The sequence below is a fragment of the Leisingera sp. G5_S3_59_S7 genome (assembly GCF_054968485.1).
This window is the reverse complement of sequence record NZ_JBQKUH010000006.1, coordinates 20,101-45,786: the sequence shown is the minus strand read 5'-3', so window position 1 is coordinate 45,786 and position 25,686 is coordinate 20,101. Positions and strand designations below refer to the sequence as shown.

Below are 25,686 nucleotides of genomic sequence, written 5' to 3'. Positions count from 1 at the left end.
AGTCAGGAAGTGGACCAATTGGTCTAGGAGGCTGCCATGCTGGACAGACACGCAGAACATACCGCCGGTATCCGGGAGGAAGAGCTGCGCTTTGCGTCCGGGGATGCGTTGCTGTCGGGCCGGCTGTACCGCCCGGACGGGGCGGCGCGGGCGGCGGTGGTGCTGAACGGCGCAACCGGGGTGCCGCAGCGGTTTTACCGGCATTTCGCGCGCTGGCTGGCGGCAGAGCAGCAGATCGCCTGCCTGACCTATGACTACACGGATTTCGGAGACTCGGCGCGGGGACATCCGCGCCGGTCCACTGTCACTATGGCCGATTGGGCGCTGGCGGATCAGCCCGCCGCCCGGGCCGAAATGCGGCGGCACTATGCGGGCGTGCCGTTGTGGGTGATCGGCCATTCGCTGGGAGCGATGCTGATGCCCCTGCAGGACGATCTTGAGGACGTCGCCCGCATGATCGTGGTTGCGGGCGGCTTGGTGCATCACCACGATCATCCCTGGCCCTACCGCGCGCTGGCGCTGGCTTTCTGGTTCGGCCATGTGCCGCTAGCGGCCCGTGTTCTGGGCTATCTGCCCGGGCGTGCGGTGGGGTTCGGGGCCGACTTGCCGGCGGGAGTCTATTGGCAATGGCGGCGCTGGTGCACCACGCGGGGCAGCTACCTGCCGGAAACGGGGCGGGGCCTGCCGCTGCCGCGCTGGAAAGAGACCGGCATCCCGGTCGACCTGTTTGCGGTGGCCGATGATGATGTTGTGCCGCCGCCGGCCGTGTGGCGGCTGGGTGAGGTATTTGGCGGTGCTGCGCAGCACCGGACAGTGCTGGCTCCGCGGGAACTGGGGCTGAAGGCAATTGGCCACCTTGGGGCGTTTGCCCGGGAAAATGCCGCGCTGTGGCCGCGGCTGCTGCCGCAGGGCTGACCCGGTTCTGGCGCCGGGCGGCGGTTCAGGCGGTGCGGTTCAGCCGGTCTTCGGTGAGCTTGGCAAATTCGGCCAGCCGCAGCTTGAACCGGCGCGTCAGGTTGCTGCGCGCGAGTTTCAGGGATTGCACCAGCAGGCGGCCGGTCAGGTTGCTGGGCGACAGCTTCAGCTGCACCGACATCCGCGTCCGCTGCGGTGAAAGCGCCAGCAGCTCGATTTCCATCCGCCCATCAATGCCGCTGCCGCTGCCAGTCAGAGCCAGCCCGGTAACCGGCGTATAGGAAGCCAGCGTCAGCCGGATGTCGCGCGGCTTGCCGCGAAAGTCGAAGTTCAGATCCCAGGCCAAACCGTTTTCGGGTTGGGCGAGGTCGCCGGTGCGCTGCAGCTCGACGCCGCGGCGCAGGGCAGAGCGTTCCAGCAGTTCAAAATCGGAGATTGCGCCGAAAACCTCTGCAATCGGGGCTTCGATGTCTTCGTTGCTTTGAAACTTCATATCTGCCTGCCTCAGCTGCGCCGCCTGATTTCGGGTCGTTTTGCGCCAATATGCGCGTTAATTCAGCGTGTCCGCAAGCCAGTTCTTCAGCAGGAAATGGGCAATTGCCCCCTCCCGAGCGGGCTTCAGCACCGGGTGATCGCCCGCAAAGACTGTCATCATCTCCTGGCGGCTGACCCACAGCGCGTCTTCGATCTCTGACGGGTCGATGGTGATTTCACGGCTCAGCGCTTCGCCGGCGCAGCCGAACATCAGCGACATTGGAAAGGCCCAGGGCTGCGAGGAAAGGTAGCTGACGCGGCCGACCCTGACGCCTGTTTCCTCCAGTACCTCGCGGCGCACCGCGGCCTCCAGTGTCTCGCCGGGTTCGACAAAGCCCGCGAGCAGCGAATACATCCCTTCGGGCCAGCCGGGGGAGCGGCCCATCAGCACGGAATCCCCATGGGTGATCAGCATAATCACAACCGGGTCGGTGCGCGGGAAATGCGGCGCCTTGCAGGCCGGGCACACCCGTTGCCAGCCCGCCTGCGCCACATCGCTGGGCGCACCGCAGCAGGCGCAGAACCGGTGGCTGCGGTGCCAGGCCAGCATTGCCTTGGCGGTGGAGGCCAGCTCGGCCTCCAGCGGTGTCAGGCGGGTCATCACCCGGCGCAGCTCGGCAAACACATGGGTGTCCGGCAGATCCGGGTGCTGCTGTTCGCTGGCATCGGCAAAGCTGTTGAGCGCGTCCTTATCCAGGCCTTCTGGCTTCCAGCCGCTGATGTCGCAGGTAAAGCAGGGGGTGCCGTCAGGCGTGAGGCCAAGGAACAGCGCCGTGTCCCGGCGGCCGGCGGCCAGCGGATGGTGAGCCGCGGTCCAGGCCAGGCCGCAGGGCAGGCCGGCGTCTTCTGCGCGCCGGGTCAGCGGTTTGCCGCGCCACATCAGCAGCACCTGGGACTGCGGGCTGTTCCAGGCGGCGTCCAGCGCTGCCGGGTCGGTGCGCAGATGCGCGGCACGGTCGAGTCCACCGCCGCCGCCGAAAGTCACCTGTTCTGCGCGTTTCATGGCGGCTCTCCTTTGACTGGCGGCAGGCTGCCGCGGCTGCCGGATGAAATGATGCAATCCATGACAGTGTGACGCAGGCGGTGCCAGCATTCCGCTGCGATCTGCGCTTGCCTGTCGCTGCGCCGCCACACCTTCCCGGCCGCCGCGGGGGCTTTTGCCTGCAAACCATGAGGCAACTGTGCCGCAGGGCAGGGGGTGGCGCGAAAAAGTTAACAGGCCGCTTAAAGGAGTTATTGCAAATCCTTAGAACGCTGATTCAAATGGCCGACAATCAAGAATGGCACCGAATGGTGCGGAAAGAGCGGCGGGCAGGCGGTGTCAGCAGAGATTCGGACATGACAGGCGGGGCAGGGGCTCCGGAGGCCCGGCCCGCTGGGGTGCTGCACGTGCTGGCGACCACGGACCTGCACTGCAACCTGCTGAGCCACGACTACTATGCCGACCGTCCGGACCCGGCCATTGGCCTGTCGCGGGTGGCCAGCCTGATCGCCCGGGCGCGTGCTGACGCGGCTGAGCAGGGCGCGGCCTGTATTCTGGTCGACAATGGCGATGGCCTGCAGGGGTCGCCACTGGGCGATATTGTGCCCGGTTCCAATGGGCCGCATCCTCTGGCGCGTGCCTTTCAGGTGCTGGAATATGATGCGGTCGGCCTGGGAAATCACGATTTCGATTTCGGAGTGGAGGCGCTGTCGGAGGTGCTCGGAGACGTGCGGTGCCCGGTTTTGTGCTCCAACCTGACTGCTGCGAAACCGGGGATTGACCTGCCGTTCACGCAGACGGCGGTGCTGGAGCGGCAGATCCCGGGCTGTCCCGGCTTGCCGCCGGTCCGGATAGGCCTGCTGTCGGTACTGCCGCCGCAGACGCTGATCTGGTGCGGCAAGGCGCTGGAGGATCAGCTGGCCGCGGCGGGTATCGTGGAAACCGCGGAGGCCCAGTCCCGCCGGTTGAAGGAGCAGGGCTGCGATGTGGTGCTGGCACTGGCCCACACCGGGGTTGCTGCCAGAACCGGGGCGGACCGCAGCGAGAACGCGCTTGAGCAGCTGGCGGCACTGCCTGAAATTGACGCGGTGGTGGGGGGGCATACCCATCTGACGCTGCCGCACCCGGGTCATCCCTTTGCCAAGCCGGTGGTGATGCCGGGCGCGCATGGATCGCATCTGGGCGTGATCAGCCTGGAGCTGGAGCATAGCGCTGCAGGCTGGCAGCCCGCTGGCGGCACCGCCAGCCTGCAGCCGGTGGCGCAGCACGGCGATACCGGCGCATCCGTGCCGCTGGCGGAGGAGGCGGCCGGGTTCACCCGGGCGCTGGCGGCGGATCATGCCCGCACCCTGGAGCGGATGCGGCAGCCTGCGGGCTACAGCCCGGTGGCAATGCATTCCTATTTTACCTTTTTCGCGCCTGACCGCGGCCTCGCGCTGGTTGCCGGCGCCCAGGCGGCAGCGGTGCGGCCGCTGTTGCAAGGCACCGCGGCGCAAGGCCTGCCGCTGCTGTCTGCCGCGGCTCCGTGCAAATTCGGCGGCCGATCCGGTCCGCATTTCTATACCGACATTGCGGCCGGGGAGCTGTGCGCCCGCAATATCGCCGATCTGCAGGTCTTTCCCAATGAGCTGCGGGTGGTCGCGGTCACCGGCACGCAGCTGCAGGAGTGGCTGGAAATGTCGGCGGGGCTGTTCAACCGCATCGCGCCCGGCAGCCGCGGCACATTGCTGGCCGATCCGCAGCGGGCGGGGCATCATTTTGATGTGATCTTCGGGCTGACCTATCAGATCTGCCTGTCGCAGCCGCCGCGCTATTCCGCCACCGGAGAGTGCATCAACCCCTCGGCGCAACGGATCGTGGACCTCAGGTGGGACGGCCGGCCGGTGGCGCCGGAGCAGCGCTTTGCAGTTGCCGCCAACAGTTACCGGGTCAGCGGCGGCGGCAGTTTCCGGATGCTGCGCGAGGCGGATGAACTGCCGCTGGCGCCGATGCGGATCCGCCAGGCCGTGCGCGACTATATCGCCGGGCAGCTGCCAGCGGACCCATTGGCGGAGGCGCCGTACCCCTGGCGCCTTGCGCCGATGCCCGGCACCAGCGCGGTGGCTGTGACCGGGCCGGGGGCGGCCGCGCATCTGGACGAACTGCCCGCCGGTCTGGCAGAGCCGCGCGGCTTCAGCAGCGGCGGATTCTGGCAGATCGAACTGCACTTGTGAGCCTTTGAAAGCAGACCGGGCACGGCCCTTGCCAATTCCGGCGGCGGTCCTTATATCGGGATTCGAGAGGTTGGCGCGGGCAAGCGCCTCGCCAACCTGGTCAGGTCCGGAAGGAAGCAGCCACAACGAGCCCCGCTTGGGTCGATGTCCAGCCTCTCACCTTATTTCCCCGCACAAAATGCAGAACGGGATGCCTACCGCCCGCTTCGGTGCAATCAACGATTGCATCGCCGCCGTTGGGTCCGGCGCTGCGCTGCCGCGCGGCGGGTTCCGCTGCTTCATCTGGCTGAAAATATCCTGGGGTGAATTGGCCGTGAGGCCAAGAGGGGTAAAGCCCCTCCGCCGTTTTGCTCTCAGAACCGGCCGTTGTCTGCCGGGTAGACGCCCAGGATTTCCACATTGGTTGTGAAATAGCTCAGCTCATCCATTGCCAGCTGCACATTGGCATCATCCGGGTGGCCTTCGATATCGGCATAGAACTGAGTGGCGGTAAAGGAGCCGTCGACCATATAGCTTTCCAGCTTGGTCATGTTGATGCCATTGGTGGCAAAGCCGCCCATCGCCTTGTAGAGCGCCGCCGGAATGTTACGCACCTGGAACACGAAGCTGGTGATCATGTTGTGGGCGCCGCGGCGGGTGTAGTTCGGCTCCGGCGACATGATCAGGAAACGGGTGGTGTTGTCGCCATTGTCCTCGATATGGCGGGCCAGCACCTCCAGCCCGTAAATCTCGCCCGCCAGCTCGCTGGCCAGTGCCGCCACATGCTTGTCGTCGGCCTGTGCCACGTCGCGCGCTGCGCGCGCGTTGTCAGGGCTGACCCGGCCGGTGATGTTATGCTCGCGCAGGAAGGTGCCGCATTGCGGCAGCAGCACCAGATGCGATCGCGCTTCGCGGATATCTTCCAGTTTCGCCCCCGGCACCCCCAGCACGTTGATATGGACGCGGACAAATGCCTCATCAATGATGTGCAGCCCGCTGTGCGGCAGCAGCCGGTGAATGTCGGCCACCCGCCCGTAGGTGGAGTTTTCCACCGGCAGCATCGCCTGATCGGCTTCACCGCTTTTCACTGCTGCAATGGCGTCCTCGAAGGTGCGGCAGGGCAGCACCTCCATGTCGTGGCGGGCGTTGCGGCAGGCCTCGTGGCTGTAGGAGCCCAGCTCCCCCTGAATGGCGATCTTGCGGGTCATGGGTGTGTTTCCGGTGCAAAACTTCAACATTTGGGCGTTTCGTCGCGCTGTCTATACCTTGCCACTTGGGAGGGGAAGCCTTAGACACCCCTGCAGACAGCTAAATGGACTCGCGATCATGTTTGACACGATGACCCTCACCAAAGCGACCGCAGGCGTCTGCGGCGCGTTCCTGGTATTCCTTCTGGGCAAATGGGGCGCAGAAGTACTGTATCACATGGACAGCCACGGTGAGGCTTCCTATGTGATCGAAGTTGCCACCGCCGAGGATGCGGGCAGCGACGAGCCGGAAGTCAGCTTCGAAGAGCTGCTGGCCTCCGCTGATGCCGCCAAAGGCGCCAAGGTGTTCAAGAAATGCTCCGCTTGCCACAAGCTGGCAGATGGCGCCAACGCCACCGGCCCGTATCTGTACGGTGTTGTCGGCCGCGAAATCGCCGCCGTTCCGGACTTTGGCTATTCCGGCGCTCTGGCCGGCCTGCCCGGCAGCTGGACCCCGGAAGAGCTGGACGCCTTCCTGGCCAAGCCGTCGGCCTATGCCTCCGGCACCTCCATGTCGTTCTCCGGCCTGAAAAAGCAGAAGGACCGGGTGAACCTCATTGCATATCTGGACAGCCTGGACGACTGATCCGGACCGCTGTCCCAGCTATCCAATGAAAAAGCCGCTGCGATGTGCAGCGGCTTTTTTATGGCCTCATGGGTGCGGGCCCGCTCAGGCCGGGTTGTTTTCCCGGTAATAGGCCAGCGCATCGCGCTCCTGGCCGTCGGGCAGGATGCAGACGCCGATGGTGCCGGCCTTGCCGCTGCGCAGCACGTACTGGCCGCCGGTCTGCACGCAAAAGGCCTCTTCCGGGCTGGTGTAGACCACTTCCTCTTCCTGCTGGGCGCAGGCACTGAGCGCGGCGGCGCCGGCAATCGCAAGAGCGGCAAATTTCATTGACTTCAGCATCGGCAGACTCCCTCGTTTTATAACGCAATCGTGATCTGAGGCTGGCAGGCAATTTTATTGCGCGCAAGCGCAGCCTTGCCAAGGCGCGGTTTTCGGCTGCTTTGCGCCCAATGAACGGGGGATATCACCCAATCTCAACTTGAATGTTACCGGCCCCGGACATTAGCTTGAGGGCGGAAATCCGGGCCGAAGTTCCGGGCAAAGGAGGTCATGGCAGATGAAAACCGCTCGAGCTGCGGCACGCGTGCGCGTGAAGGACAGGTCGAACCCGCTGCAGGCCGCGGCGGCGCTGGCCTTGGGTTTAATTCTGGCACTGGCGGCGGCGACGCTGGCCAAGGCGGAAGAGACCATCATCAAGAGCCACGGCTTTGCCGAATTCGGTGAGCTGAAATACCCGGAAGGCTTTGCCCATTTCGACTATGTGAACCCGGACGCGCCCAAGGGCGGCGAGCTGTCGATCTCTGCCGTCGGCACCTTCGACAGCATGAACCCCTTCACCCGCAAGGGGCGGGCAGGGGCGCTGTCGTCGGACCATTTTGAAAGCCTGCTGGTGGAATCCTATGATGAGCCCGGCTCCTACTACGGGCTGATCGCCGAGAGCCTGGAGTACCCCGAGAGCCAGGATTGGGTGATTTTCAACTTGCGGCCGGAGGCGACGTTTTCGGACGGCACCCCGGTCACCGCTGACGATGTGGTGTTCTCCCACAACATCCTGCTGGACCAGGGGCTGAAGTCTTATGCCGAGGCCGTGCGCAAGCGCATTCCCAAGGCTGAGGCATTGGGTCCGCACCAGGTTAAGTTCTATTTCAGCCCTGACTTTCCGCGCCGGGCGATGATCACCCAGGTGGGCGGAACGCCGGTGTTCTCCAAGGCCTGGTTCGAAGCCGATCCGGAAAACCGCCGTCTGGATGAGCCACGGCTGGATCCGGGCATTGGCTCCGGCCCCTACATGCTGGAAAGCGCAGAGGTGAACCAGCGGATCGTCTACAAGCGCAACCCGGATTACTGGGGCGCGGATCTGAACGTGAACGCGGGCCGCCACAACTACGACAGCATCCGGGTGGAGTATTTCGGCGATGCAATTGCCGCGATGGAGGGGTTCAAGGCGGGGGTTTATACCCTGCGCCCCGAGAACAACTCCAAGAGCTGGGCCACGGCCTATGACTTTGCCGCCGTGGATAAAGGCCAAGTGATCAAGGGTGAAGTCCCGGACGGCAATGTGCCTGCCGCCAATGGCTTTGTGATGAACCTGTTGAAGCCCAAGTTCCAGGACATCCGCGTGCGCGAGGCGCTGCAGCTGGCGTTCAATTTCGAATGGACCAACGAGAGCCTGCAATACGGCCTGTTCCGCCACCGTTCCTCCTTCTGGCAGGACTCGCCGCTTGAGGCAAAAGGCCTGCCCGAGGGCCGCGAGAAAGAGGTTTTGGAAGCGTTGGGCGATCAGATCGACCCGTCCATACTGATCTCGGAGCCGGTGATGGCGCATAGCTCCAAGGCCTCGCGCCCCGGCGACCGCAAGAACCTGCGCCGGGCGATGAAGTTGCTGGATGAGGCTGGCTGGGCCGTCGGTGACGACGGGGTGCGCCGCAATGCCGATGGCGAGGTGCTCAAGGTCGAATTCCTTGCCGACAGCCCGACGATCGAGCGCATCGTGCAGCCCTATATCAGCAACCTGCGCACCATGGGGGTGGATGCGGTGCTGAACCGGGTCGATTACGCCCAGTACACCAGCCGCCGCCGGGAAAAGGAGTTCGACATGATCTCCCATGCCTATCCGATGTCGCTGGAGCCTTCGACCGGACTGTATCAGTATTTCGGCTCAGAGGCGCATGAGTATTCCGTTTTTAACCCGGCTGGCCTGGCCGATCCGGCGGTGGATGCACTGATTGGCAATGTTGTTAACGCGAAGACCCAGGAAGAGCTGCGCGCCAACGCCCGTGCGCTGGACCGGGTGCTGCGCGCCAAGCGGTTCATGGTGCCAACCTGGTATCTGGACGTGAACTGGATTGCCTATTGGGACATGTACCGCCATCCGGAAAACCTGCCGCCGTATGACACCGGCCTGCTGGACCTGTGGTGGATTGATGCGTCCCGCGAGGCGGAGCTCAAAGCCGCCGGCGCACTGCGGTAAGACACAGACATGGCAGCCTATATCTTCCGACGCCTGCTTCTGGTGATCCCGACCCTGTTCGGCATCCTGCTGGTGAACTTTGCCCTGGTGCAGTTTGTGCCCGGCGGCCCCGTTGAACAGATCATCGCTCAGCTGGAAGGCGGTGGCGACGTGTTCGAGGGTTTTGCCGGCGGCGGCGGTGACACCGGCACCGAGGCGATCAGCGCCAATGAAAACTACGCGGGCCGCCAGGGCCTGCCGCCGGAGCTGATCAAGGAGCTGGAACAGCAGTTCGGCCTGGACAAGCCGCCGCTGGAGCGGTTTCTGACGATGCTTTGGAACTATGTTCAGTTCGACTTCGGCGAGAGCTATTTCCGCAAGATCGAGGTAACAGACCTGGTGCTGGAGAAGATGCCGGTGTCGATTTCGCTGGGCCTGTGGTCGACCGTGATCGCCTATCTGATCTCGATCCCGATGGGTATTCGCAAGGCGCTGGGCGATGGCTCGCGGTTTGATACCTGGACCAGCGGCGTGATCATCGCCGCCTATGCGATCCCGTCCTTCCTGTTCGCCATCATGCTGCTGGTGCTGTTCGCCGGCGGCTCCTACTGGCAGATATTCCCGCTGCGCGGGCTGACCTCGGACAATTGGCATGAGCTAAGCCTCTTGGGCAAGATCGGCGACTACTTCTGGCATATCGCGCTGCCGGTTCTGGCCTCGACCATCGGCGCCTTTGCGACGCTGACGCTGCTGACCAAAAACTCTTTCCTCGATGAGATCAAGAAACACTATGTGATGACGGCCCGTGCCAAGGGGTTGAGCGAGAACCGGGTTCTGTATGGCCACGTGTTCCGCAACGCGATGCTGATCGTGATCGCGGGCTTTCCGTCGGTGTTTATCGGCATTTTCTTTTCCGGCTCGCTTATTATCGAAACGATCTTCTCGCTGGACGGCCTCGGCAGGCTGGGGTTTGAGGCCGCGGTGGCGCGTGATTACCCGGTGATTTTCGGCACATTGTTCATCTTCGGCCTGATGAGCCTGGTGGTCGGCATCATTTCCGACCTGATGTACGTGCTGGTGGATCCGCGAATCGACTTTGAAAAGCGGGAGGGCTGAGCCATGGCACTCTCCCCCTTGAACCAGCGCCGCTGGAACAACTTCCGCAAGAACAAGCGCGCCTTCTGGTCGCTGATCATCTTCTCCGTGCTGTTCACACTGTCGCTGTTTGCCGAGTTCATCGCCAACGACAAGCCGATCCTGGTGAGCTATCGCGGCGAGCTCTACACGCCGGTGTTCAAGTTCTACCCGGAGACCCAGTTCGGCGGCGACTTCCGGACGGAGGCGATTTACAGCGACCCTGAGGTGGAATGCCTGATCCGCTCCGGCGGGATCGAGGATTGCTTTGACGAGCCTGAGGCGATCCTGGAGGAGATCTCCGCAGGCACCTTTGCCGCGGACGGCTTCAAGGAGGGCTGGACCCTTTGGCCGCCGATCCCCTACAGCTTCAACACCACCGTGGACCGCCCGGGTGCCGCGCCGCTGCCGCCCAACGGCCAGAACCTCCTGGGCACTGATGACACCAAGCGCGACGTGCTGGCGCGGGTGATCCACGGTTTCCGCCTGTCGATCCTGTTCACCCTGATCGTGACCGGCGCCGCGACGGTGCTGGGCATCCTGGCGGGCGCGGTGCAGGGCTATTTCGGCGGCTGGCTGGACCTGGTGTTCCAGCGCATCATCGAGATCTGGAGCTCCACGCCGACGCTCTATGTGATCATCATCATGTTTGCGATCCTGGGACGCAGTTTCTGGCTCCTGGTGTTCCTGATGGTTCTGTTCGGCTGGACCGCGCTGGTGGGAGTGGTCAGAGCTGAGTTTCTGCGTGCCCGCAATCTGGAGTATGTCCGCGCCGCCAAGGCGCTGGGGGTTGGCAACATGACCATCATGTTCCGCCACATGCTGCCGAATGCGATGGTGGCGACGCTGACCATGCTGCCCTTCATCGTGACCGGCACCATCTCGGCGCTGGCGGGACTGGATTTCCTCGGCTTCGGCCTGCCGTCCTCGGCGCCCAGCTTGGGTGAGCTGACCCTTCAGGCCAAGCAGAACCTGGAGGCCCCCTGGCTCGCCTTCACCGCCTTCTTCACCTTCGCCATCATGCTGTCGCTGCTGGTGTTCATCTTCGAGGGCGTGCGTGATGCCTTCGATCCCAGAAAGACGTTTTCATGATCATGCAGAACACTAGGGCCGCAAGCGACCCGGGCGGCAATCGGGCTATCGGAGGCGCAGACTAAATGGGTAATTCGAGCGCTCACCTCCTTGAAGTCAAAAACCTCCGCGTCTCCTTCCGTCAGGACGGCAAGATCACCCAGGCCGTGCGCGGCGTCTCCTTCTCCGTCGGCCGCGGCGAGACCGTGGCGCTGGTGGGCGAATCCGGCTCCGGCAAATCGGTCTCGGCGCTTTCCACAGTGTCGCTGCTGGGCGACAGCGCGATGGTCGAGGGCTCTGTCACCTACGACGGCACCGAAATGGTCGGCGCCAGCGAAAAGCACCTGATGCAGGTGCGCGGCAATGACATCAGCTTCATCTTCCAGGAGCCGATGACCTCGCTCAATCCGCTGCACACGATCGAGCGCCAGTTGGAGGAGTCGCTGGCGCTGCACCAGGGGCTGACCGGCAAGGCGGCGCGGGCGCGCATTCTGGAGCTGATGGAGAAGGTCGGCATCCGCGATGCGGAAAGCCGGCTCAGCGCATATCCGCATCAGCTGTCAGGCGGGCAGCGCCAGCGGGTGATGATCGCTATGGCGCTGGCCAACAAGCCCGACATCCTGATCGCGGATGAGCCCACAACGGCGCTGGACGTGACCATCCAGGCGCAGATCCTCGACCTCCTGGCGGAGCTAAAGGAAAGCGAGGGCATGGGGCTTTTGTTCATCACCCATGACCTTGGCATCGTGCGCCGCATCGCCGATCGGGTCTGCGTGATGAAAGACGGCGTGATTGTCGAGGAAGGCCCGGCAGCGGACATCTTTGCCAATCCGCAGCATCCCTATACGCAGAAACTGCTGGCGGCAGAACCCTCCGGCACCCCGCCGCCGGTGCCGCAAGGCGCCCGGGAGCTGGTTGCCACTCGTGATCTCAAGGTTTGGTTCCCGATCCAGCGGGGGCTGCTGAAGCGTACCGTGGGCCATGTGAAGGCGGTGAACCCGGTGACGGTCTCTGTCAAGGCGGGCGAAACGCTGGGCATTGTGGGTGAAAGCGGCTCCGGCAAGACAACGCTGGCACTGGCGATCATGCGGCTGATTGCGTCGGAAGGCGCGGTCAGCTTTCAGGGCCAGGACCTGCGCAAATGGTCGACCCGCGACCTGCGCAAACTGCGCAAGGACATGCAGATCGTGTTCCAGGACCCTTTCGGCTCGCTCAGCCCGCGGATGACCTGCGCCCAGATCATCGCGGAGGGGCTGGCGATCCACAAGGTGGACCAGCACCGCGATACCCGCGAACTGGTGGCCGAGGTCATGCGCGAGGTGGGGCTGGACCCCGCTGCAATGGACCGTTACCCGCATGAGTTCTCCGGCGGCCAGCGCCAGCGCATCGCCATTGCCCGCGCCATGGTGCTGCGGCCCAAGCTGGTGGTGCTGGACGAGCCGACCTCGGCACTGGACATGACGGTGCAGGTGCAGATCGTCGAGCTGCTGAGGGATCTGCAGGCGCGTTACGGGCTGGCCTACCTGTTCATCAGCCACGATCTGAATGTGGTGCGGGCAATGTCGCACAACGTGCTGGTGATGAATCAGGGCGACGTGGTCGAAGCAGGGCCCGCTGATGCGTTATTCCGCAGTCCGCAGCAGGACTATACCAGAAGGCTTTTGGCTGCAGCGGGATAACCTCTTGAGGTTGCGGACATAAATCCTGCCAACGCTGCGCGCATAAAGTGCATAAGATTTAATCAGTTTTAAATAGCATAAAATTATGCGAAAATATTGCCATGCAAAAAGGGGGAATGGATCTTTACGAAAGATTCATGTCGGCACGGACCAGCGCTGACCGGTGGCGTATTGCAAATGAGGTGATGGCTTCGCTGGGAGCTATCGCCCTGAACGTGGCGGAAATTGAGATTAAAACCCGCAAGCTTCTTTGGATGAGAAGCAGCATGACCCGGGAATTCCTGTCCGAATACGCACAGCAGAAATTCTACGAAGTGGACCAGTTCGTTGCCGGGATTGCTCTGCCGTTTTACCCGTCCTTGCACGTAACGGGCACCTTGGAGCGCGCGACAGCGCCAAGCCGCCGGCATTTGGACTTCAATTGGACGGCCTGGGATATGGGTTACACGTTGGCATATGCGATGCGGTTTGCAGGATCCTGTCCGGGCACCAGCAAGACAGTGGTGTTCTGTGCGGGCGAAAAGGCGTCGGAGTTCACGGCAGAGCAGTTTGAGAAGATCCGGCAGGCGGGGACAGCTGTCGCTGCGTTTATCTGCGTGCCGGGCCAAGGCGAGGAGTATCTCGATTTCCCGGATCAGGAGCCGGGGAAAGTGTTGTCCGGCCGGGAAAAACAGATGCTGGCTTTGCTGGCCGCCGGTTACCTGAACACCCGCATTGCGCACGAGCTGGGAGTCGCCGAGGTGACCGTCCGCAAGACGCTGTTGTCTGCACGCCGCAAACTTGGCGCAAAGACACGCGAGGAGGCGCTGGCAATTGCCGTCAGGGCTGGCTTGCTGGACTTTTGAAAAGGCCGGGATTGGCATCCCGGCCTTTCTCAAATGGTTGGGTGCTCAAATCGCGGCGCCGTCTCTTGCCCGAGTACCAGGTCGGGGGGGAGAAGACCCCGTTTCGGTGTGCTGCAGCTGCAGCCCCGCAGCGCTCCGGGAGGAACAACGTGCGCAGACGCAGAAAGGAAAGGCCTGTGCCTGTGCAGCGATGGGGAACCCCAAAGCGCTAACAAATTATGCAATCAGAAATGGGCCTGCGCCAGCTATCGATACCGATATGGCCGCCGCTGGCCGGGGGATCAGATCGCCGGGCTGTGCCCTGCTTTGCTCAGCTCATATGCATCAAGGCTGCGGGCGATCATCCGGGTCAGGGGCCGGGCCTCCGGCTTGATGGCAAGACCCGCAGACGACAGATCCAGCATGCCGGGAAACGCCTCCGCGGTGCCGCGCAGCAGGGTGTCGAGACGGGCAGGGGACACGTCGAACCGGGACAGGATCTCCCGGCGGCAAATCCGGAAATCGCACATCAGCGCTTCGATCAGCCGCGCCCGCAGCAGATCCTCGCCCTGGAAGGCGTGACCGCGGGCGGTGGCAAACTTGCCTGCGCGGATGGACCGGATGTAATCCGAGGTGCCGGGAGCGTTCTGCGCATAACCTTGCGGAAACCGCGAAATGGCCGAGGCGCCGATGCCTATCAGCACGGCCGAGGGATCGTCGGTATAGCCCTGAAAATTGCGCCGCAGCCGGCCGCTGCGCTGGGCAATGGCCAGCCCGTCCTCGGGCCGCGAGAAATGGTCAATGCCGATTTCCCGGTAGCCATCCCACAGAAACAACTGGCGCGCGGTTTCAAACAGCTCCAGCCGGGCTTCCGGCGTCGGCAGCGTGTCGGAGCGGATCATGCTTTGCCGCCCGGCCATCCAGGGCACATGGGCATAGCCGTAGACGGCCACCCGGTCCGGCGTAAGCGACAGCAGCTTCTGAACGCTTTCGGTCATCCGCTCCGGCGTTTGATACGGCAGTCCGAACAGGATATCGGCATTCAGGCTGCTGATCCCGTGCGACCGCAGCATATCGATGGCCTGCTTTGTGGTCTCGAAACTCTGGATCCGGCCAATTGCCTGCTGAATGGTGCTGTCGAAATCCTGCACCCCGACAGAGGCGCGGTTCATGCCCGCCTCGGCAAGCGCATCCAGGCGCCGGTCGCCGACCTCGTTCGGGTCGATCTCCACCGAGAACTCCGCATAAGGCGCCAGCGGAAACGCTTCGGTGACCGCTGCGGCCAAGTCCCGGATCTGCTCTGCGCTCAGCAGCGTGGGGGTGCCGCCGCCCCAGTGCAGGCGCGACAGGGTGATGCCGCCGGGCAACTGCTGGCGGAGCAGGGCGATTTCCGCCTTCAGAACCTCAACATAGGCCGCCACCGGTGCGTCCGATTGGGTGCCTTGGGTGCGGCAGGCGCAGAACCAGCACAATCTGCGGCAGAACGGCACATGCACATACAAAGAGATGCTGCTGCCCGCGCGAATGCTGGATGTCCAACTGGAAAATTGTGCGGAATCGGTTGCTTTGCCAAAGTGCGGCGCCGTCGGGTAACTGGTATAGCGCGGCACTCTGGCGTCAAACAAACCGAGTTTGGCCAATTGAGCTTTCTGATCCATTCCATTACCGTTAAGGGAACGTGCGAGCCCAAGCCTTGACCCAGATCAACCGGACCCCCAAATGAACGCTCCTATCCTGTCACAGTCCAGATGCGGGGACTGCCCGATCCGCCACCGTGCCGTCTGCGCACGCTGCAATGCGGATGAGCTGGAGGAGCTGGACGCCATCAAATACTACCGCACCTATGAAGCGGGGCAGCCGATCATCTGGTCGGGCGACGTGATGAATTTCGTGGGCTCGGTGGTTTCCGGCATCGCCTCTCTGACCCAGACGATGGAGGATGGCCGCACCCAGATGGTGGGGCTGCTGCTGCCCAGCGATTTCGTCGGCCGCCCTGGCCGCGAAGGCGCGGCCTATGATGTGGCGGCGACCACCGATGTGGTGATGTGCTGCTTCCGCAAGAAGCCCTTCGAAGAACTGATGGAGCGCACCCCGCATATCGCCCACCGGCTGCTGGAGATGACGCTGGACGAGCTGGACGCGGCGCGCGAATGGATGCTGGTCCTCGGCCGCAAGACCGCTCGCGAAAAGATCGCGAGCCTGCTGGCCATCATCGCCCGCCGCGATGCCACGCTGACGCCTGGCGGTGCCACCAACCGGATGGTATTCGATCTGCCGCTGACCCGCGAGGCGATGGCTGATTACCTGGGCCTGACACTGGAAACCGTGAGCCGCCAGATCTCGGCGCTCAAGAAGGACGGCATCATCCAGCTGGAGGGCAAACGGCATGTGACCGTGCCCGACATGCGCCGCCTGATGGAAGAGGCCGGTGACGACAGCGACGGCGGCTTCTTGGGCTAAGCGCACAGGCGGCAGTCTGGTCATTCCCTGCTTCACGTGCCCCCGGTTATGGGCGACCCGCCTGCGCGGGCCTGCGCTGCGGCCAATCCCGCGTGACCAAATCCGTTTGACGCAAGAGGGCAGGCGAGGAGCTCCCGCGCCCGCGCGTGCCCGGCTGCGCCGGACCCGCTGACGGCCTTGGGCATGGCACCGCGCAGCGGTGCCATGCCCAACGGGAGGAAGCCCATCCGCCTGGAAGGGCGGACGACGGGCGGGAGAGCCACGGGGCGGTTTGGCGGAAATTTCTTTGAAGGGCGCACTGAAGCCCGGGCGTGACCCGGTAAAAAGAGTGTGGTCTACTGGCGGTATCAAAAAGCGGAGGCAGTAATGCAGTTTGGAAGCCTGATCGGGATGCTGATCATCGGAGCCTTGGCCGGATGGCTGTCGGGCAAGATCATGCAGGGGCGCGGATTTGGCCTTTTGGGCAATATCATCGTCGGCGTGGTCGGCGCGTTTCTGGCCGGGATGATCTTTCCGGCGCTGGGCTTTGCGGCAGGGGGCGGCTTCTTCTGGTCGCTGATCCACGCCACGATCGGGGCGGTTATCCTGCTGTTCCTGATCGGTCTCATCCGCAAGGCGGGTTAGGCCGCTGGCGGCCCGGACCGCAAAAGGCGCCCTGCAGGGGCGCCTTAATTTTCTTTGCGGACGGACGGCCGGCCAGGCCCGGGCTTCAATGCGCCATCAGCACCGGGACCGTTGCCTGCTCCAGCATGTTGCGGGTGGCTCCGCCGAGGATAGCCTCGCGAAAGCGGGAATGGCCGTAAGCCCCCATCACGATCAGGTCGGTGGCGGTATCCGCCGCGTGGCGATTCAGGATGTCGGACACCCGGGTCAGCGTCTTGCTGAGCACGTCGATTTCGCAGGTAACCCCGTGGCGGGACAGCATCTGCGCCAGCATGCCGCCCGGATCGGAGCGCTCCGGCCCGTGCTGCGGCGGGTCGATCACCGCAATGCGCACCAGATCGGCACCGGTCAGGAAGGGCAGCGACCTGCGGATCGCGGTCATCGCCTCGATGCTTTCGTTCCAGGCTACCAGAACGGTCTTGGGCCGACGCAGGGGCTCGCCCTTGTCCGGCACCACCAGCACCGGCGCGCGGCCCTCGAACAGGGCCGATTCGACAATCGGCTCAGCCTCGGCGCGCTTGTCCTTGCCGTAGGGCTTGCCCAGCACCACCAGGTCGGAGAACCGCGCGTGGCGCGCCACATGGCGGCCAAGGTCGGCGATTTGGGCGACACCGCTGTCGGTGGCAAAGGGCACGCCTGCCCGCTGCAGCGCCTCCTCGGCACCGGCCTGGACCGCTTCGGCCTCTTCCTGCGCGCGGGCCAGGGTTTCCTGCAGCACCATCGCATTGGCGCCTGCGTAGTAATAGCCCGTCTGGGTGCGGTCGACACCAAGGCAGAGAGCATCGGCATGGGCGCCGAATTCTTCTGCCAAGGCCGCAATTTGCGCCAGAGGCGCCGCTGCGGTTTCCGCAGCCGTAAGGACAGTAAGCAAGGACTTGTAGGACATGACACCTCCCGGCGGGGTCTGCGCCGCGGGCCCCCATGGCCCCGGCGCGGGGATTTTCACTGCACGGGAAGAAGTGTCACATGTTGCCCGGAAGTGTCTTGATGCAGATCAAGGCAGGAGGGAGGCGCGTTTTGCAAGAAGAGCGCGGTCTATTAACGTCCCCGTATCCGCAGGATTCGCGGGGGCACGGCAAAGGGACGCAAGATGTCTAACTATATCAAGCTGATAGCGCTTGGTCTGGTCACGCTGTTTGCGATGATCGGTACCAATTACGCGCGGGATCTGGCTTACCAGGTGCATGCGGTCATCGTGATGATCGTGGCTGGCGGCCTGTTCCTCTATACTTTGCGCCACACCAATGAGCCGAAAAAGGCCGTTGCAGGTGTGGAAAATGAGTATTTCGACAGCGTTGTGCGCGCTGGTGCAATTGCAACCGCCTTCTGGGGCGTGGTCGGGTTTCTGGCCGGGACCTTCATTGCGTTCCAGCTGGCCTTTCCGGCGCTGAATTTCGATTGGGCGCAAGGGTTTGCCAATTTCGGCCGCCTGCGCCCGCTGCACACTTCTGCAGTGATTTTTGCATTTGGCGGCAACGCGCTGATCGCAACCTCCTTCTATGTGGTGCAGCGGACCTCCGCGGCGCGTCTGTGGGGCGGCAACCTCGCGTGGTTCGTGTTCTGGGGCTACCAGCTGTTCATCGTGCTGGCGGCAACCGGCTACCTGCTGGGCGGCACCCAGTCCAAAGAATACGCGGAGCCGGAATGGTACGTTGATCTGTGGCTGACCATCGTCTGGGTCGCCTATCTGGCCGTGTTCCTGGGAACCATCATCAAGCGCAAGGAGCCGCACATCTACGTGGCGAACTGGTTCTACCTGTCCTTCATCGTCACCGTGGCCATGCTGCACCTGGTCAACAACGCGACCATTCCGGTGTCGATCTGGGGCTCCAAGTCCGTGATCGTCTGGCCGGGCGTGCAGGATGCCATGGTGCAGTGGTGGTACGGCCACAACGCTGTGGGCTTCTTCCTGACCGCGGGCTTCCTGGGCATGATGTACTACTTCATTCCGAAGCAGGCCGAACGTCCCGTCTTCTCTTACAAGCTGTCGATCATCCACTTCTGGGCGCTGATCTTCCTGTACATCTGGGCCGGTCCGCACCACCTGCACTACACCGCGCTGCCTGACTGGGCCTCGACCCTGGGCATGGTGTTCTCGGTGATCCTGTGGATGCCCTCGTGGGGCGGCATGATCAACGGCCTGATGACGCTCTCGGGCGCCTGGGACAAGCTGCGCACCGACCCGGTGATCCGGATGATGGTGATCTCCGTCGGCTTCTACGGCATGTCCACCTTTGAGGGCCCGATGATGTCGATCCGCGCGGTGAACTCGCTGTCGCACTACACCGACTGGACCATTGGCCACGTGCACTCCGGTGCGCTCGGCTGGAACGGCATGATCACCTTTGGCGCGCTGTACTACCTGGTGCCGGTGCTTTGGAAGCGTGAGCGCCTGTACTCGCTCAGCCTGGTGTCCTGGCACTTCTGGCTCGCCACCATCGGCATCGTTCTCTATGCCGCGTCAATGTGGGTGACCGGTATTATGGAAGGCCTGATGTGGCGCGAAGTGGACGCTAACGGCTTCCTGGTGAACTCCTTTGCCGACACCGTGGCAGCGAAGTTCCCGATGTATGTGGTGCGCGGTCTGGGCGGGGTCATGTTCCTCGCGGGGTCCATCATCATGTGCTACAACCTGTGGATGACCGTCCGCCGGGCCCCGGCCAAAGAGGCCAGCCTGTCGGTTCAGGTCCCGGCTGAATAAGGAGGGCCGGAGCAATGGCAATTCTCGACAAACACAAGATCCTCGAGACCAACGCGACCCTCCTGCTGATCTGCAGTTTCCTGGTCGTGACCATCGGCGGACTGGTGCAGATCGCACCGCTGTTCTACCTGGAAAACACCATCGAGGAGGTGGAGGGCATGCGTCCCTACACCCCGCTCGAACTGGCGGGCCGCGAGGTCTATATCCGGGAAGGCTGCTATGTCTGCCACAGCCAGATGATCCGTCCGATGCGCGACGAGGTCGAACGCTACGGCCACTACTCGCTGGCGGCGGAGTCGATGTACGACCGCCCGTTCCAGTGGGGCTCCAAGCGGACCGGGCCGGACCTGGCCCGGGTGGGCGGCCGTTACTCGGATGAGTGGCACGTCGACCACCTGCGCGACCCGCAGGCGGTGGTGCCGGAATCGGTGATGCCGAAATACGGCTTCCTCGAAGAGAAGAAGATCGACGGCAAATACATCGGCGACATCATGGCCACCAACGCGCTGCTGGGCACCCCCTACAGCGAGGACATGATCGAGACCGCACAGGCCGATTTCCGCGCCCAGGCGGATCCGGACAGCGACTATGACGGGCTGCTGGAGCGCTATGGCGAAAAGGTCAACGTGCGCAACTTCGATGGTCAGCCGGGAGTCTCGGAAGCCGATGCGCTGATCGCCTATCTGCAGATGCTGGGCACGCTGGTCGACTTCTCGACCTTCACCCCGGATGCAAGCCGGTAAAGGAGGATAGGATGGAACTCTATACGCTCCTGCGGGAATTTGCAGACAGCTGGATGCTGCTGTTCCTGTTCACCGTCTTCATCGGCATAATTGTCTGGGCGTTCCGCCCGGGCAGCACCAAGGCCTACGAGGATACCGCAAACATCCCGTTCCGCCACGTTGATGCACCTGCGCCCGGCAAGGGCAGTGATGCAGCTGCGCCCCGCCGGGGCGACAAACCCGCCGCGACTAAGGAGGCGAGGGCATGAGCAAGAAATCGCAAAAGTTCGAGGGCGATCCGAAAACCACCGGCCACGAGTGGGACGGGATCGAGGAATTCGACAACCCAATGCCGCGCTGGTGGCTGTGGACTTTCTACGCCACCATCATCTGGGGTGTTCTCTACACCATCGCTTATCCGGCTTGGCCGCTGGTCAACTCGGCCACTGCAGGCATCCTGGGCTGGTCGACCCGCGGCGACGTGGCGGCGGAGATCACCGCAGTCGAGGAGGCCAACGCTCCGGTCAACGCCAAGCTGGAAGCGGCTGAGCTGGTTGCCATCGCGGGCGACACGGAGCTGAACACCTATGCTGTCTCGGCTGGCTCCGCCGTGTTCAAGACCTGGTGCGCGCAGTGCCACGGCTCCGGTGCTGCAGGTGCCAAGGGCTATCCGAACCTCTTGGATGACGACTGGCTCTGGGGCGGTTCGGTGGAGGACATCCACGCCACCATCACCCACGGCATCCGCAACGAGGACAGCGACGACGCGCGTTATTCCGAGATGCCTGCCTTCGGCCGGGATGAGCTTCTTGAGAAAGAAGAGATCAGCCAGGTGGTCAACTACGTGATGTCGCTGTCGGGCGAGCCGCAGGACGCCTCCAAGGTTGAGGCCGGGTCGGTTGTCTTTGCCGACAACTGCGCCTCCTGCCACATGGAAGACGGCACCGGTGATCGCTCGCAAGGCGCGCCGAACTTGGCCGACGCGATCTGGCTTTATGGCGGCGACTACGCCACCCTGACCGAGACCGTGACCAACTCGCGCTATGGCGTGATGCCGGCCTGGAACACCCGCCTGACCGAAGCGCAGATCCGCGCCGTGTCGGCCTATGTGCACCAGCTGGGCGGCGGTGAATAAGCCGGACAGGATTTCAGCAGAACAGGGGAAGGGCTGCCCAGCGGGCGGCCCTTTTCCTTTTTCGGAAGGACTGTTTGCAAGGAAAAGCCGCGCAGCAGCCGCGCTGGACCATCGCAGAGGCGGTCATCATGCAGGCGCCGGCATCATTGGTAACCGGGGCAGGGTCAGCGAGCGGGGCAGGGGGCAAAAGGGCCGGGCGCGGCGCAGCGCTCTGGCCCAGGCAGAGTGCTCCGGCCCCGGCAGGGTGCGAAGCACTCCGGAAGGCTTTGGATCAGGCGGCCCGCAGATCCTTCAGGTCGCGCCGCTTAAGCGGGAGGCGGGCAAGGCCGCCATAGACACCGCGCACCTGTTCCCGGCCCTGTTCGCCTGTCAGGCCGTGTACCGCCGCCAGTTCGGGGAACAGATCGAACAGCTCCCGTTTGTCTGCAGCGCACAACCCGCGCATCGCCTCGGGGCCGGGCCAGAAGGTTTCCGTTGCGATGCCTTCGGCAAAGATCACCTCGTGCCGCTCCGTCATCAGATGCACATAAGTGACCGGGCTGTTTGCAACCGGCTGCAGGGTGCAGCTGCGGTCGATCTCCGCCAGCAGTTTCGCGGACAGGAAGCTTTCACCGAAGGGTGTGTCCCGGTCAAACGCCTGAGGCCCCGTCAGCAGGCGGTGCTGGGGGGACAGCAGCATCGGCCGCTCCGGGCGCAGCAGGCCGCCAGGGCGGACGCAATAGGGTTGCAGATGAGGGCGCAGCGCCAGTTCCGCCGGGCTGAGCGTGCGCTTGCCGGTCCAGATGACTGGCTGAAACCCATTGTCGGCGGTCTGCAGCATGTCGCCCACCCGGATCTGCCCGGCAGGCACTGCACCGCGCCGTGTGGCCAGCAGCACATTGGGCGTGAAGCAGGGGATGCCCGCGGAATAAAGCTGCGGCGCAGTCGAGAGCTGCGCTGGCGCAACCCCCTGCAGAACCAGCTTCTCGCCTGTGGGGAAGGTCAGCAGCGCATTGCCGAAGCCATCGTCGGTGACGGAGACGTCCCAGGCGCGGACAGCGCCGCCGGGGCCGGTGCCGCCGGTCAGCCCGGACACATCCAGCTGGTCGTTGTAAAAGCCGTCGGCGTCGTCGTCGCCGACACTGAAATCGCTGACGGTGTCGGTGCCGCCCCCGCCGGTCAAGATCAGCTGGTCATAGCCTTCGCCGCCTGTAATCAGGTCGTCGCCGGCACCCATTGTGACAGTGTCGTCCCCCTTGCCGGCGTCTATCGTCACCCCGGCACTGTCAGCAGAGGCATCCACGATGTCGCCCTGATCCGTCAGGTTCAGCAATTCGATCTCGGAAAAGGTGATCGTGTCGGTGCCGTCGGTGATCGTGCCTGCCTCATCCCCGGTATAGGTAACGGTCACGCCGGTGGTCACATCGGACAGGTTGACGGTGTCGTAGTCGTTCCCCGTTTCCCCGCCTTCCAGCGTATCATTGCCGAACCCGTCCGACATCTTGAAGGTGTCGGCATCGGCTTCGCCATACATCAGGTCAGCGCCCGCGCCGCCAACCAGCAGGTCGTCGTGGTTGCCGCCGTACATGGTGTCGTCGCCGTCGCCGCCTTCCAGCGTGTCGTTGCCGTCGGTCGCGACGATGCTGTCATTGCCAACACCGCCGACCAGGCTGTCGTCGCCGGCAGAGTTCCTGAGGGTGTCGTCGCCCTCGCCGCCGATCAGCGTGTCATTGCCAAGGCCCGTGGTCAGGCTGTCATTGCCGGCGCCGCCTTCGATGTAGTCGTCGCCGTCCCCGCCGGAGAGCGTGTCGCCGCCGTCCCCGCCAATCAGCGTGTCAGCGCCGGCGCCGCCGTCCAGCACGTCGTCACCGTCGCCGCCCTCCATGCTGTCATTGCCTGCTTCTCCGGACAGGACGTCGTTGCCCCCCTGGCCGTAGACCACATCGTTGCCATCCCCCGCCAGAACGGTGTCGTTGCCTTGTTCGATGGGCGTGACAACAGCGTCTTCGATCACATCGCCGGACAGTGTGAAACCGGCCAGGCCGTCGCGCGTCTGCAGCGTGAACTCGATCGAGGACCGGTCTTCGAACCCGGCGGAGAACCAGGCGTCCTGATCCGTGTAGTCATTCAACTCCGACCCGGTGGCCGTGACCATGCTGCCGTCGATTGCAGTGCCAAGCGACGTGTTCTCGGCCACCCCGAAGCTGGTGAAGCTGTTGCCGTCGATGATGACGGCCTCGGCATCGCCATAGGTGCTGTTGTCATCAATATCGTTGAAGGTGGCGGTTGAGTTCAAATAGACCGGCTCGCCGGTGACAGGATCGAAAAACTCCAGCCGGAAGGTGGCCTGATCGCCGGGGGAGTCGCCGTTCAGCAGGATTTCCGCGCCAGCCTCGTACCCGAATTGCACCGACATGTAATCGTTGGACTTTTCGACCAGCACAAGTCTGCCCCAGACACTGGTGCCGTCTTCCAGAACAGCGATATCGCTGAAGACGGCGTAATCACCCTCAGATCCGGTGTAGCCGTCGTGCGAAACCGTTTGGATGTTGTTGATGTCCAGCACCAGCGGCGAGGCGTCCAGCCCCTGTTCGAACCCGTCGCCCATATCCCCGTAAACGATGTCATCGCCCGCGCCGGAATCGATGATGTCGTGGCCTTCTTCACCGGCGACGGTGTCCTGGCCATCGCCGGCGTCAATGGTGTCGTCGCCGGTGGTCCCATCCACCAGGTCGTCGCCTGCCGTGCCTTTCTTGCTGGCGATAAGGTCCTTTACCCAATCCAGTATTGCCATGAGCTTTATCTGACTTTCTATCCGGCGCGGGCTGCAGCACGCGCAAGTAACAATTTTTCGTCGGTTGCACGGCCAATGGGAGAGGCGTGATGCCAAGAACCGATACACGATCGCTGATAAGGAAACGTAAATTTCGCCCGGCCCCGCGTGTCAGCGCCGGCGTTCAAGTCCGGAAGCCGCTGCGCCTGTGCAGCGCCGCCGGTGAGCGGCCGCAGCTGGAACGCGCGCCCGGTTAATGGCTGTTGTACACGGCCTTCCGCCTGCGTACGGCAGGCCGCCTGCGGGCCATCCTGCACCTGCAGATGCCAGCTTCCGGCACCGGACCTTGACAATCAGCGTGCAGCACTGCGGCCTGGAACAAGTCGGCGCGGCAATAACACTGAGCGCCGCGGCCATTTGAAACCGGCGCCGCCGCAACGCACGTTCGCGCGTGACGCCTGCTGAATTCCTGGTGCAGTGGACAGGGCCGGGGCGGCATACCGGCAATGACTGCACGTCGCTTGCGGAAGCCAAGGGTGCATTCCAGAAAAGTCTCACGTGTTCGGTTTCTGGCCGCCGCTTCTGGGCGGGCTGTGACTATCCGGTATGGTGCTGGTGGCGTTTGGCTTTCTGGCACTGGCCTGGACTGGGCTGCGGGTGTCGCGGCGCGCGGGTGCCATGCTGCCGGCAGGCTGTGCGGCTTATCTCCGGTGGCTTTGGCCGGCGGCCTGAGCCGCCGCCGAATCGGCCAGGGTTTTGGGCTTGCGCCCCGCAGCCGGCGGGCGGATGCCTAGACCCTGCTGGTCGTAAAGGGTGCTCCAGATGGCAATGCAGCTCCAGCTCACGACATATAGAACACCCGCTGCGATCACCACGCTGCCCGGCAGCGGGCCGATCTCGGCCCGCTCCAGCGCCTGATCAAAGGACACGATGGGCCGGGGGTGCACCGCGATCTTGCCGGCATAGGCCAGCGATTGGATCAGCAGCACCCACAGGTAGTTACGCTTGATCCGGCGCCCGATCGATTGCAGCAGGTTGATATGATAGTCCGGCCGGTTGTAATCCTGTGCCAGCACCTTCTGCCAGTTTTCCTCCAGATGAAGGTCGCCGTCATGCAGCATCGGCGCGTAGAAATGCTTCTCCAGCCAGCGCGCGCGGGCGCGGAACACGTTGTAAAACCGGTAGCGCCGCGCCTCCAGCATCAGAAAGAAAATGATCAGGATGCCGACCAGGATCAGCGGCAGCGGCGAGGCTTCGGGCGAGGAATAGGAGATCGACAGCGCAACCCCAAGCGTCACCACCGCCCAATTGGTGGTGATGTCCAGCCGGGTGCGCCACATCACGCTGCGATAGACCTCGCCGCGGTATAAATGCGCCAGAGCGCCGACCTCGGCCGCCGACAGCGGAGCGCGATTCCCGGCGTCTGCCTGTCCGTTCTCTCCCTTGGCCATGGAATGAGGGTAGTTTTTTGCGGCTGGCGGGCAAATTTTTACGCCTGTTTGATCCGTGTCAAACCGCACCGCTGCGAACCGCGCTACACACGCAGGTGAAAGACAATGCTGCCTGGCAGACATCCCCTCCAGCGCAGCAAGATATCCCGCAAGGCCGACGTGCAGGCCGAACGGGTCATGCGCCGGTTTTCCGATCTGTTCGCGCGT

22 protein-coding genes and 1 other RNA gene are annotated in these 25,686 nt (G+C 63.6%); 15 read left to right on the top strand and 8 right to left on the bottom strand.

The features are described 5' to 3' along the window. Positions 1-36 precede the first annotated feature (36 nt). Positions 37-915 carry an alpha/beta hydrolase family protein gene (locus tag ACTRWG_RS05110; RefSeq protein ID WP_027235239.1) on the top strand — a complete coding sequence of 293 codons (879 nt, stop codon included), beginning with the start codon at positions 37-39 and terminating at the stop codon, positions 913-915. Positions 916-940: 25 nt separating this feature from the next. On the opposite strand, the gene ACTRWG_RS05105 is transcribed toward ACTRWG_RS05110, so the two are convergent. Together ACTRWG_RS05105 and nudC are read right to left on the bottom strand one after the other, a co-directional pair. Next, complete coding sequence (locus tag ACTRWG_RS05105; RefSeq protein ID WP_259971768.1) at positions 941-1,408, bottom strand: SRPBCC family protein; 468 nt, start codon at positions 1,406-1,408, stop codon at positions 941-943. Between the two features lie 57 nt (positions 1,409-1,465). Continuing rightward, positions 1,466-2,452, bottom strand: a complete 987-nt coding sequence (gene nudC, locus ACTRWG_RS05100) for an NAD(+) diphosphatase (protein ID WP_027235237.1) — start codon at positions 2,450-2,452, stop codon at positions 1,466-1,468. Between the two features lie 260 nt (positions 2,453-2,712). On the opposite strand from nudC, the gene ACTRWG_RS05095 reads away from it, so the two are divergent. Both ACTRWG_RS05095 and ffs read left to right on the top strand, forming a co-directional pair. Next, positions 2,713-4,644 carry a 5'-nucleotidase C-terminal domain-containing protein gene (locus tag ACTRWG_RS05095; RefSeq protein WP_245597349.1) on the top strand — a complete coding sequence of 644 codons (1,932 nt, stop codon included), beginning with the start codon at positions 2,713-2,715 and terminating at the stop codon, positions 4,642-4,644. A gap of 63 nt (positions 4,645-4,707) precedes the next feature. After that, an RNA gene (ffs, locus tag ACTRWG_RS05090) (signal recognition particle sRNA small type) lies at positions 4,708-4,806 on the top strand. A 191-nt stretch (positions 4,807-4,997) separates the two neighbouring features. Here the strand turns inward: ffs and ACTRWG_RS05085 are convergent. Next, on the bottom strand, positions 4,998-5,831 hold the full coding sequence (locus tag ACTRWG_RS05085; RefSeq protein WP_027235235.1) for a prephenate dehydratase: 834 nt from the start codon (positions 5,829-5,831) through the stop codon (positions 4,998-5,000). Between the two features lie 118 nt (positions 5,832-5,949). Here ACTRWG_RS05085 and ACTRWG_RS05080 point away from each other — a divergent pair, with 118 nt between their 5' ends. Then, the gene (locus tag ACTRWG_RS05080) at positions 5,950-6,456 is read left to right on the top strand and encodes a c-type cytochrome (protein WP_027235234.1); all 507 of its coding nucleotides are present in this window, start codon (positions 5,950-5,952) and stop codon (positions 6,454-6,456) included. An 84-nt stretch (positions 6,457-6,540) separates the two neighbouring features. Here the strand turns inward: ACTRWG_RS05080 and ACTRWG_RS05075 are convergent, their stop codons facing one another. Then, positions 6,541-6,777, bottom strand: coding sequence for a DUF333 domain-containing protein (locus tag ACTRWG_RS05075; protein WP_027235233.1), 237 nt, complete (start codon positions 6,775-6,777; stop codon positions 6,541-6,543). Between the two features lie 217 nt (positions 6,778-6,994). Between ACTRWG_RS05075 and ACTRWG_RS05070 the strand changes: the two genes are divergently transcribed. The 5 genes from ACTRWG_RS05070 (at position 6,995) to ACTRWG_RS05050 (ending at position 13,616) form a co-directional block, all read left to right on the top strand. Beyond that, complete coding sequence (locus ACTRWG_RS05070; protein WP_027235232.1) at positions 6,995-8,908, top strand: extracellular solute-binding protein; 1,914 nt, start codon at positions 6,995-6,997, stop codon at positions 8,906-8,908. A gap of 9 nt (positions 8,909-8,917) precedes the next feature. Next, a complete protein-coding gene (locus tag ACTRWG_RS05065; RefSeq protein ID WP_027235231.1) occupies positions 8,918-10,003 on the top strand; it encodes a microcin C ABC transporter permease YejB in 1,086 nt (361 codons plus the stop codon). Between the two features lie 3 nt (positions 10,004-10,006). After that, positions 10,007-11,113, top strand: a complete 1,107-nt coding sequence (locus tag ACTRWG_RS05060) for an ABC transporter permease (protein WP_027235230.1) — start codon at positions 10,007-10,009, stop codon at positions 11,111-11,113. Positions 11,114-11,178: 65 nt separating this feature from the next. Then, positions 11,179-12,771, top strand: coding sequence for an ABC transporter ATP-binding protein (locus tag ACTRWG_RS05055; RefSeq protein WP_027235229.1), 1,593 nt, complete (start codon positions 11,179-11,181; stop codon positions 12,769-12,771). A 116-nt stretch (positions 12,772-12,887) separates the two neighbouring features. Continuing rightward, positions 12,888-13,616 carry a helix-turn-helix transcriptional regulator gene (locus ACTRWG_RS05050; protein ID WP_027235228.1) on the top strand — a complete coding sequence of 243 codons (729 nt, stop codon included), beginning with the start codon at positions 12,888-12,890 and terminating at the stop codon, positions 13,614-13,616. A gap of 281 nt (positions 13,617-13,897) precedes the next feature. Here ACTRWG_RS05050 and hemN read toward each other — a convergent pair whose 3' ends face one another. Beyond that, a complete protein-coding gene (gene hemN / locus ACTRWG_RS05045; protein ID WP_027235227.1) occupies positions 13,898-15,253 on the bottom strand; it encodes an oxygen-independent coproporphyrinogen III oxidase in 1,356 nt (451 codons plus the stop codon). 61 nt (positions 15,254-15,314) lie between these two features. On the opposite strand from hemN, the gene fnrL reads away from it, so the two are divergent. Together fnrL and ACTRWG_RS05035 are read left to right on the top strand one after the other, a co-directional pair. Then, entirely contained in the window at positions 15,315-16,055 is a 741-nt protein-coding gene (gene fnrL / locus ACTRWG_RS05040) for a transcriptional regulator FnrL (protein ID WP_027235226.1), read from the top strand. Positions 16,056-16,421: 366 nt separating this feature from the next. Beyond that, positions 16,422-16,679: a GlsB/YeaQ/YmgE family stress response membrane protein gene (locus tag ACTRWG_RS05035; protein ID WP_027235225.1), complete on the top strand. Its 258-nt coding sequence runs from the start codon at positions 16,422-16,424 to the stop codon at positions 16,677-16,679. Positions 16,680-16,764: 85 nt separating this feature from the next. On the opposite strand, the gene ACTRWG_RS05030 is transcribed toward ACTRWG_RS05035, so the two are convergent. Beyond that, positions 16,765-17,604 carry a universal stress protein gene (locus ACTRWG_RS05030; RefSeq protein WP_027235224.1) on the bottom strand — a complete coding sequence of 280 codons (840 nt, stop codon included), beginning with the start codon at positions 17,602-17,604 and terminating at the stop codon, positions 16,765-16,767. A gap of 204 nt (positions 17,605-17,808) precedes the next feature. Here ACTRWG_RS05030 and ccoN point away from each other — a divergent pair, with 204 nt between their 5' ends. Genes ccoN through ccoP form a run of 4 tightly spaced genes read left to right on the top strand, consistent with a single transcriptional unit; the run spans position 17,809 to position 21,276 of the window. After that, complete coding sequence (gene ccoN, locus ACTRWG_RS05025; protein WP_027235223.1) at positions 17,809-19,419, top strand: cytochrome-c oxidase, cbb3-type subunit I; 1,611 nt, start codon at positions 17,809-17,811, stop codon at positions 19,417-19,419. 14 nt (positions 19,420-19,433) lie between these two features. Then, a complete protein-coding gene (gene ccoO / locus ACTRWG_RS05020) occupies positions 19,434-20,162 on the top strand; it encodes a cytochrome-c oxidase, cbb3-type subunit II (protein WP_027235222.1) in 729 nt (242 codons plus the stop codon). An 11-nt stretch (positions 20,163-20,173) separates the two neighbouring features. Then, the gene (locus ACTRWG_RS05015) at positions 20,174-20,410 is read left to right on the top strand and encodes a CcoQ/FixQ family Cbb3-type cytochrome c oxidase assembly chaperone (RefSeq protein WP_027235221.1); all 237 of its coding nucleotides are present in this window, start codon (positions 20,174-20,176) and stop codon (positions 20,408-20,410) included. Continuing rightward, complete coding sequence (ccoP, locus tag ACTRWG_RS05010) at positions 20,407-21,276, top strand: cytochrome-c oxidase, cbb3-type subunit III (RefSeq protein ID WP_027235220.1); 870 nt, start codon at positions 20,407-20,409, stop codon at positions 21,274-21,276. The genes ACTRWG_RS05015 and ccoP overlap by 4 nt, the downstream gene beginning before the upstream one ends. Positions 21,277-21,547: 271 nt before the next feature. Here ccoP and ACTRWG_RS05005 read toward each other — a convergent pair whose 3' ends face one another. Further along, the gene (locus tag ACTRWG_RS05005) at positions 21,548-24,049 is read right to left on the bottom strand and encodes a Hint domain-containing protein (protein WP_462829055.1); all 2,502 of its coding nucleotides are present in this window, start codon (positions 24,047-24,049) and stop codon (positions 21,548-21,550) included. A 680-nt stretch (positions 24,050-24,729) separates the two neighbouring features. Beyond that, positions 24,730-25,479 (bottom strand): DUF2270 domain-containing protein, encoded by a 750-nt coding sequence (locus ACTRWG_RS05000; RefSeq protein ID WP_462829054.1) that lies wholly within the window; start codon positions 25,477-25,479, stop codon positions 24,730-24,732. Between the last annotated feature and the right edge of the window lie 207 nt (positions 25,480-25,686).

What these genes read in the sequence shown, in the direction of transcription:
- ACTRWG_RS05110 (WP_027235239.1), top strand. Translation starts at nt 37, where the DNA reads ATGCTGGACAGACACGCAGAACATACCGCCGGTATCCGGGAGGAAGAG.
- ACTRWG_RS05105 (WP_259971768.1), bottom strand. Translation starts at nt 1,408, where the DNA reads ATGAAGTTTCAAAGCAACGAAGACATCGAAGCCCCGATTGCAGAGGTT.
- nudC (WP_027235237.1), bottom strand. Translation starts at nt 2,452, where the DNA reads ATGAAACGCGCAGAACAGGTGACTTTCGGCGGCGGCGGTGGACTCGAC.
- ACTRWG_RS05095 (WP_245597349.1), top strand. Translation starts at nt 2,713, where the DNA reads ATGGCCGACAATCAAGAATGGCACCGAATGGTGCGGAAAGAGCGGCGG.
- ACTRWG_RS05085 (WP_027235235.1), bottom strand. Translation starts at nt 5,831, where the DNA reads ATGACCCGCAAGATCGCCATTCAGGGGGAGCTGGGCTCCTACAGCCAC.
- ACTRWG_RS05080 (WP_027235234.1), top strand. Translation starts at nt 5,950, where the DNA reads ATGTTTGACACGATGACCCTCACCAAAGCGACCGCAGGCGTCTGCGGC.
- ACTRWG_RS05075 (WP_027235233.1), bottom strand. Translation starts at nt 6,777, where the DNA reads ATGCTGAAGTCAATGAAATTTGCCGCTCTTGCGATTGCCGGCGCCGCC.
- ACTRWG_RS05070 (WP_027235232.1), top strand. Translation starts at nt 6,995, where the DNA reads ATGAAAACCGCTCGAGCTGCGGCACGCGTGCGCGTGAAGGACAGGTCG.
- ACTRWG_RS05065 (WP_027235231.1), top strand. Translation starts at nt 8,918, where the DNA reads ATGGCAGCCTATATCTTCCGACGCCTGCTTCTGGTGATCCCGACCCTG.
- ACTRWG_RS05060 (WP_027235230.1), top strand. Translation starts at nt 10,007, where the DNA reads ATGGCACTCTCCCCCTTGAACCAGCGCCGCTGGAACAACTTCCGCAAG.
- ACTRWG_RS05055 (WP_027235229.1), top strand. Translation starts at nt 11,179, where the DNA reads ATGGGTAATTCGAGCGCTCACCTCCTTGAAGTCAAAAACCTCCGCGTC.
- ACTRWG_RS05050 (WP_027235228.1), top strand. Translation starts at nt 12,888, where the DNA reads ATGGATCTTTACGAAAGATTCATGTCGGCACGGACCAGCGCTGACCGG.
- hemN (WP_027235227.1), bottom strand. Translation starts at nt 15,253, where the DNA reads ATGGATCAGAAAGCTCAATTGGCCAAACTCGGTTTGTTTGACGCCAGA.
- fnrL (WP_027235226.1), top strand. Translation starts at nt 15,315, where the DNA reads ATGAACGCTCCTATCCTGTCACAGTCCAGATGCGGGGACTGCCCGATC.
- ACTRWG_RS05035 (WP_027235225.1), top strand. Translation starts at nt 16,422, where the DNA reads ATGCAGTTTGGAAGCCTGATCGGGATGCTGATCATCGGAGCCTTGGCC.
- ACTRWG_RS05030 (WP_027235224.1), bottom strand. Translation starts at nt 17,604, where the DNA reads ATGTCCTACAAGTCCTTGCTTACTGTCCTTACGGCTGCGGAAACCGCA.
- ccoN (WP_027235223.1), top strand. Translation starts at nt 17,809, where the DNA reads ATGTCTAACTATATCAAGCTGATAGCGCTTGGTCTGGTCACGCTGTTT.
- ccoO (WP_027235222.1), top strand. Translation starts at nt 19,434, where the DNA reads ATGGCAATTCTCGACAAACACAAGATCCTCGAGACCAACGCGACCCTC.
- ACTRWG_RS05015 (WP_027235221.1), top strand. Translation starts at nt 20,174, where the DNA reads ATGGAACTCTATACGCTCCTGCGGGAATTTGCAGACAGCTGGATGCTG.
- ccoP (WP_027235220.1), top strand. Translation starts at nt 20,407, where the DNA reads ATGAGCAAGAAATCGCAAAAGTTCGAGGGCGATCCGAAAACCACCGGC.
- ACTRWG_RS05005 (WP_462829055.1), bottom strand. Translation starts at nt 24,049, where the DNA reads ATGGCAATACTGGATTGGGTAAAGGACCTTATCGCCAGCAAGAAAGGC.
- ACTRWG_RS05000 (WP_462829054.1), bottom strand. Translation starts at nt 25,479, where the DNA reads ATGGCCAAGGGAGAGAACGGACAGGCAGACGCCGGGAATCGCGCTCCG.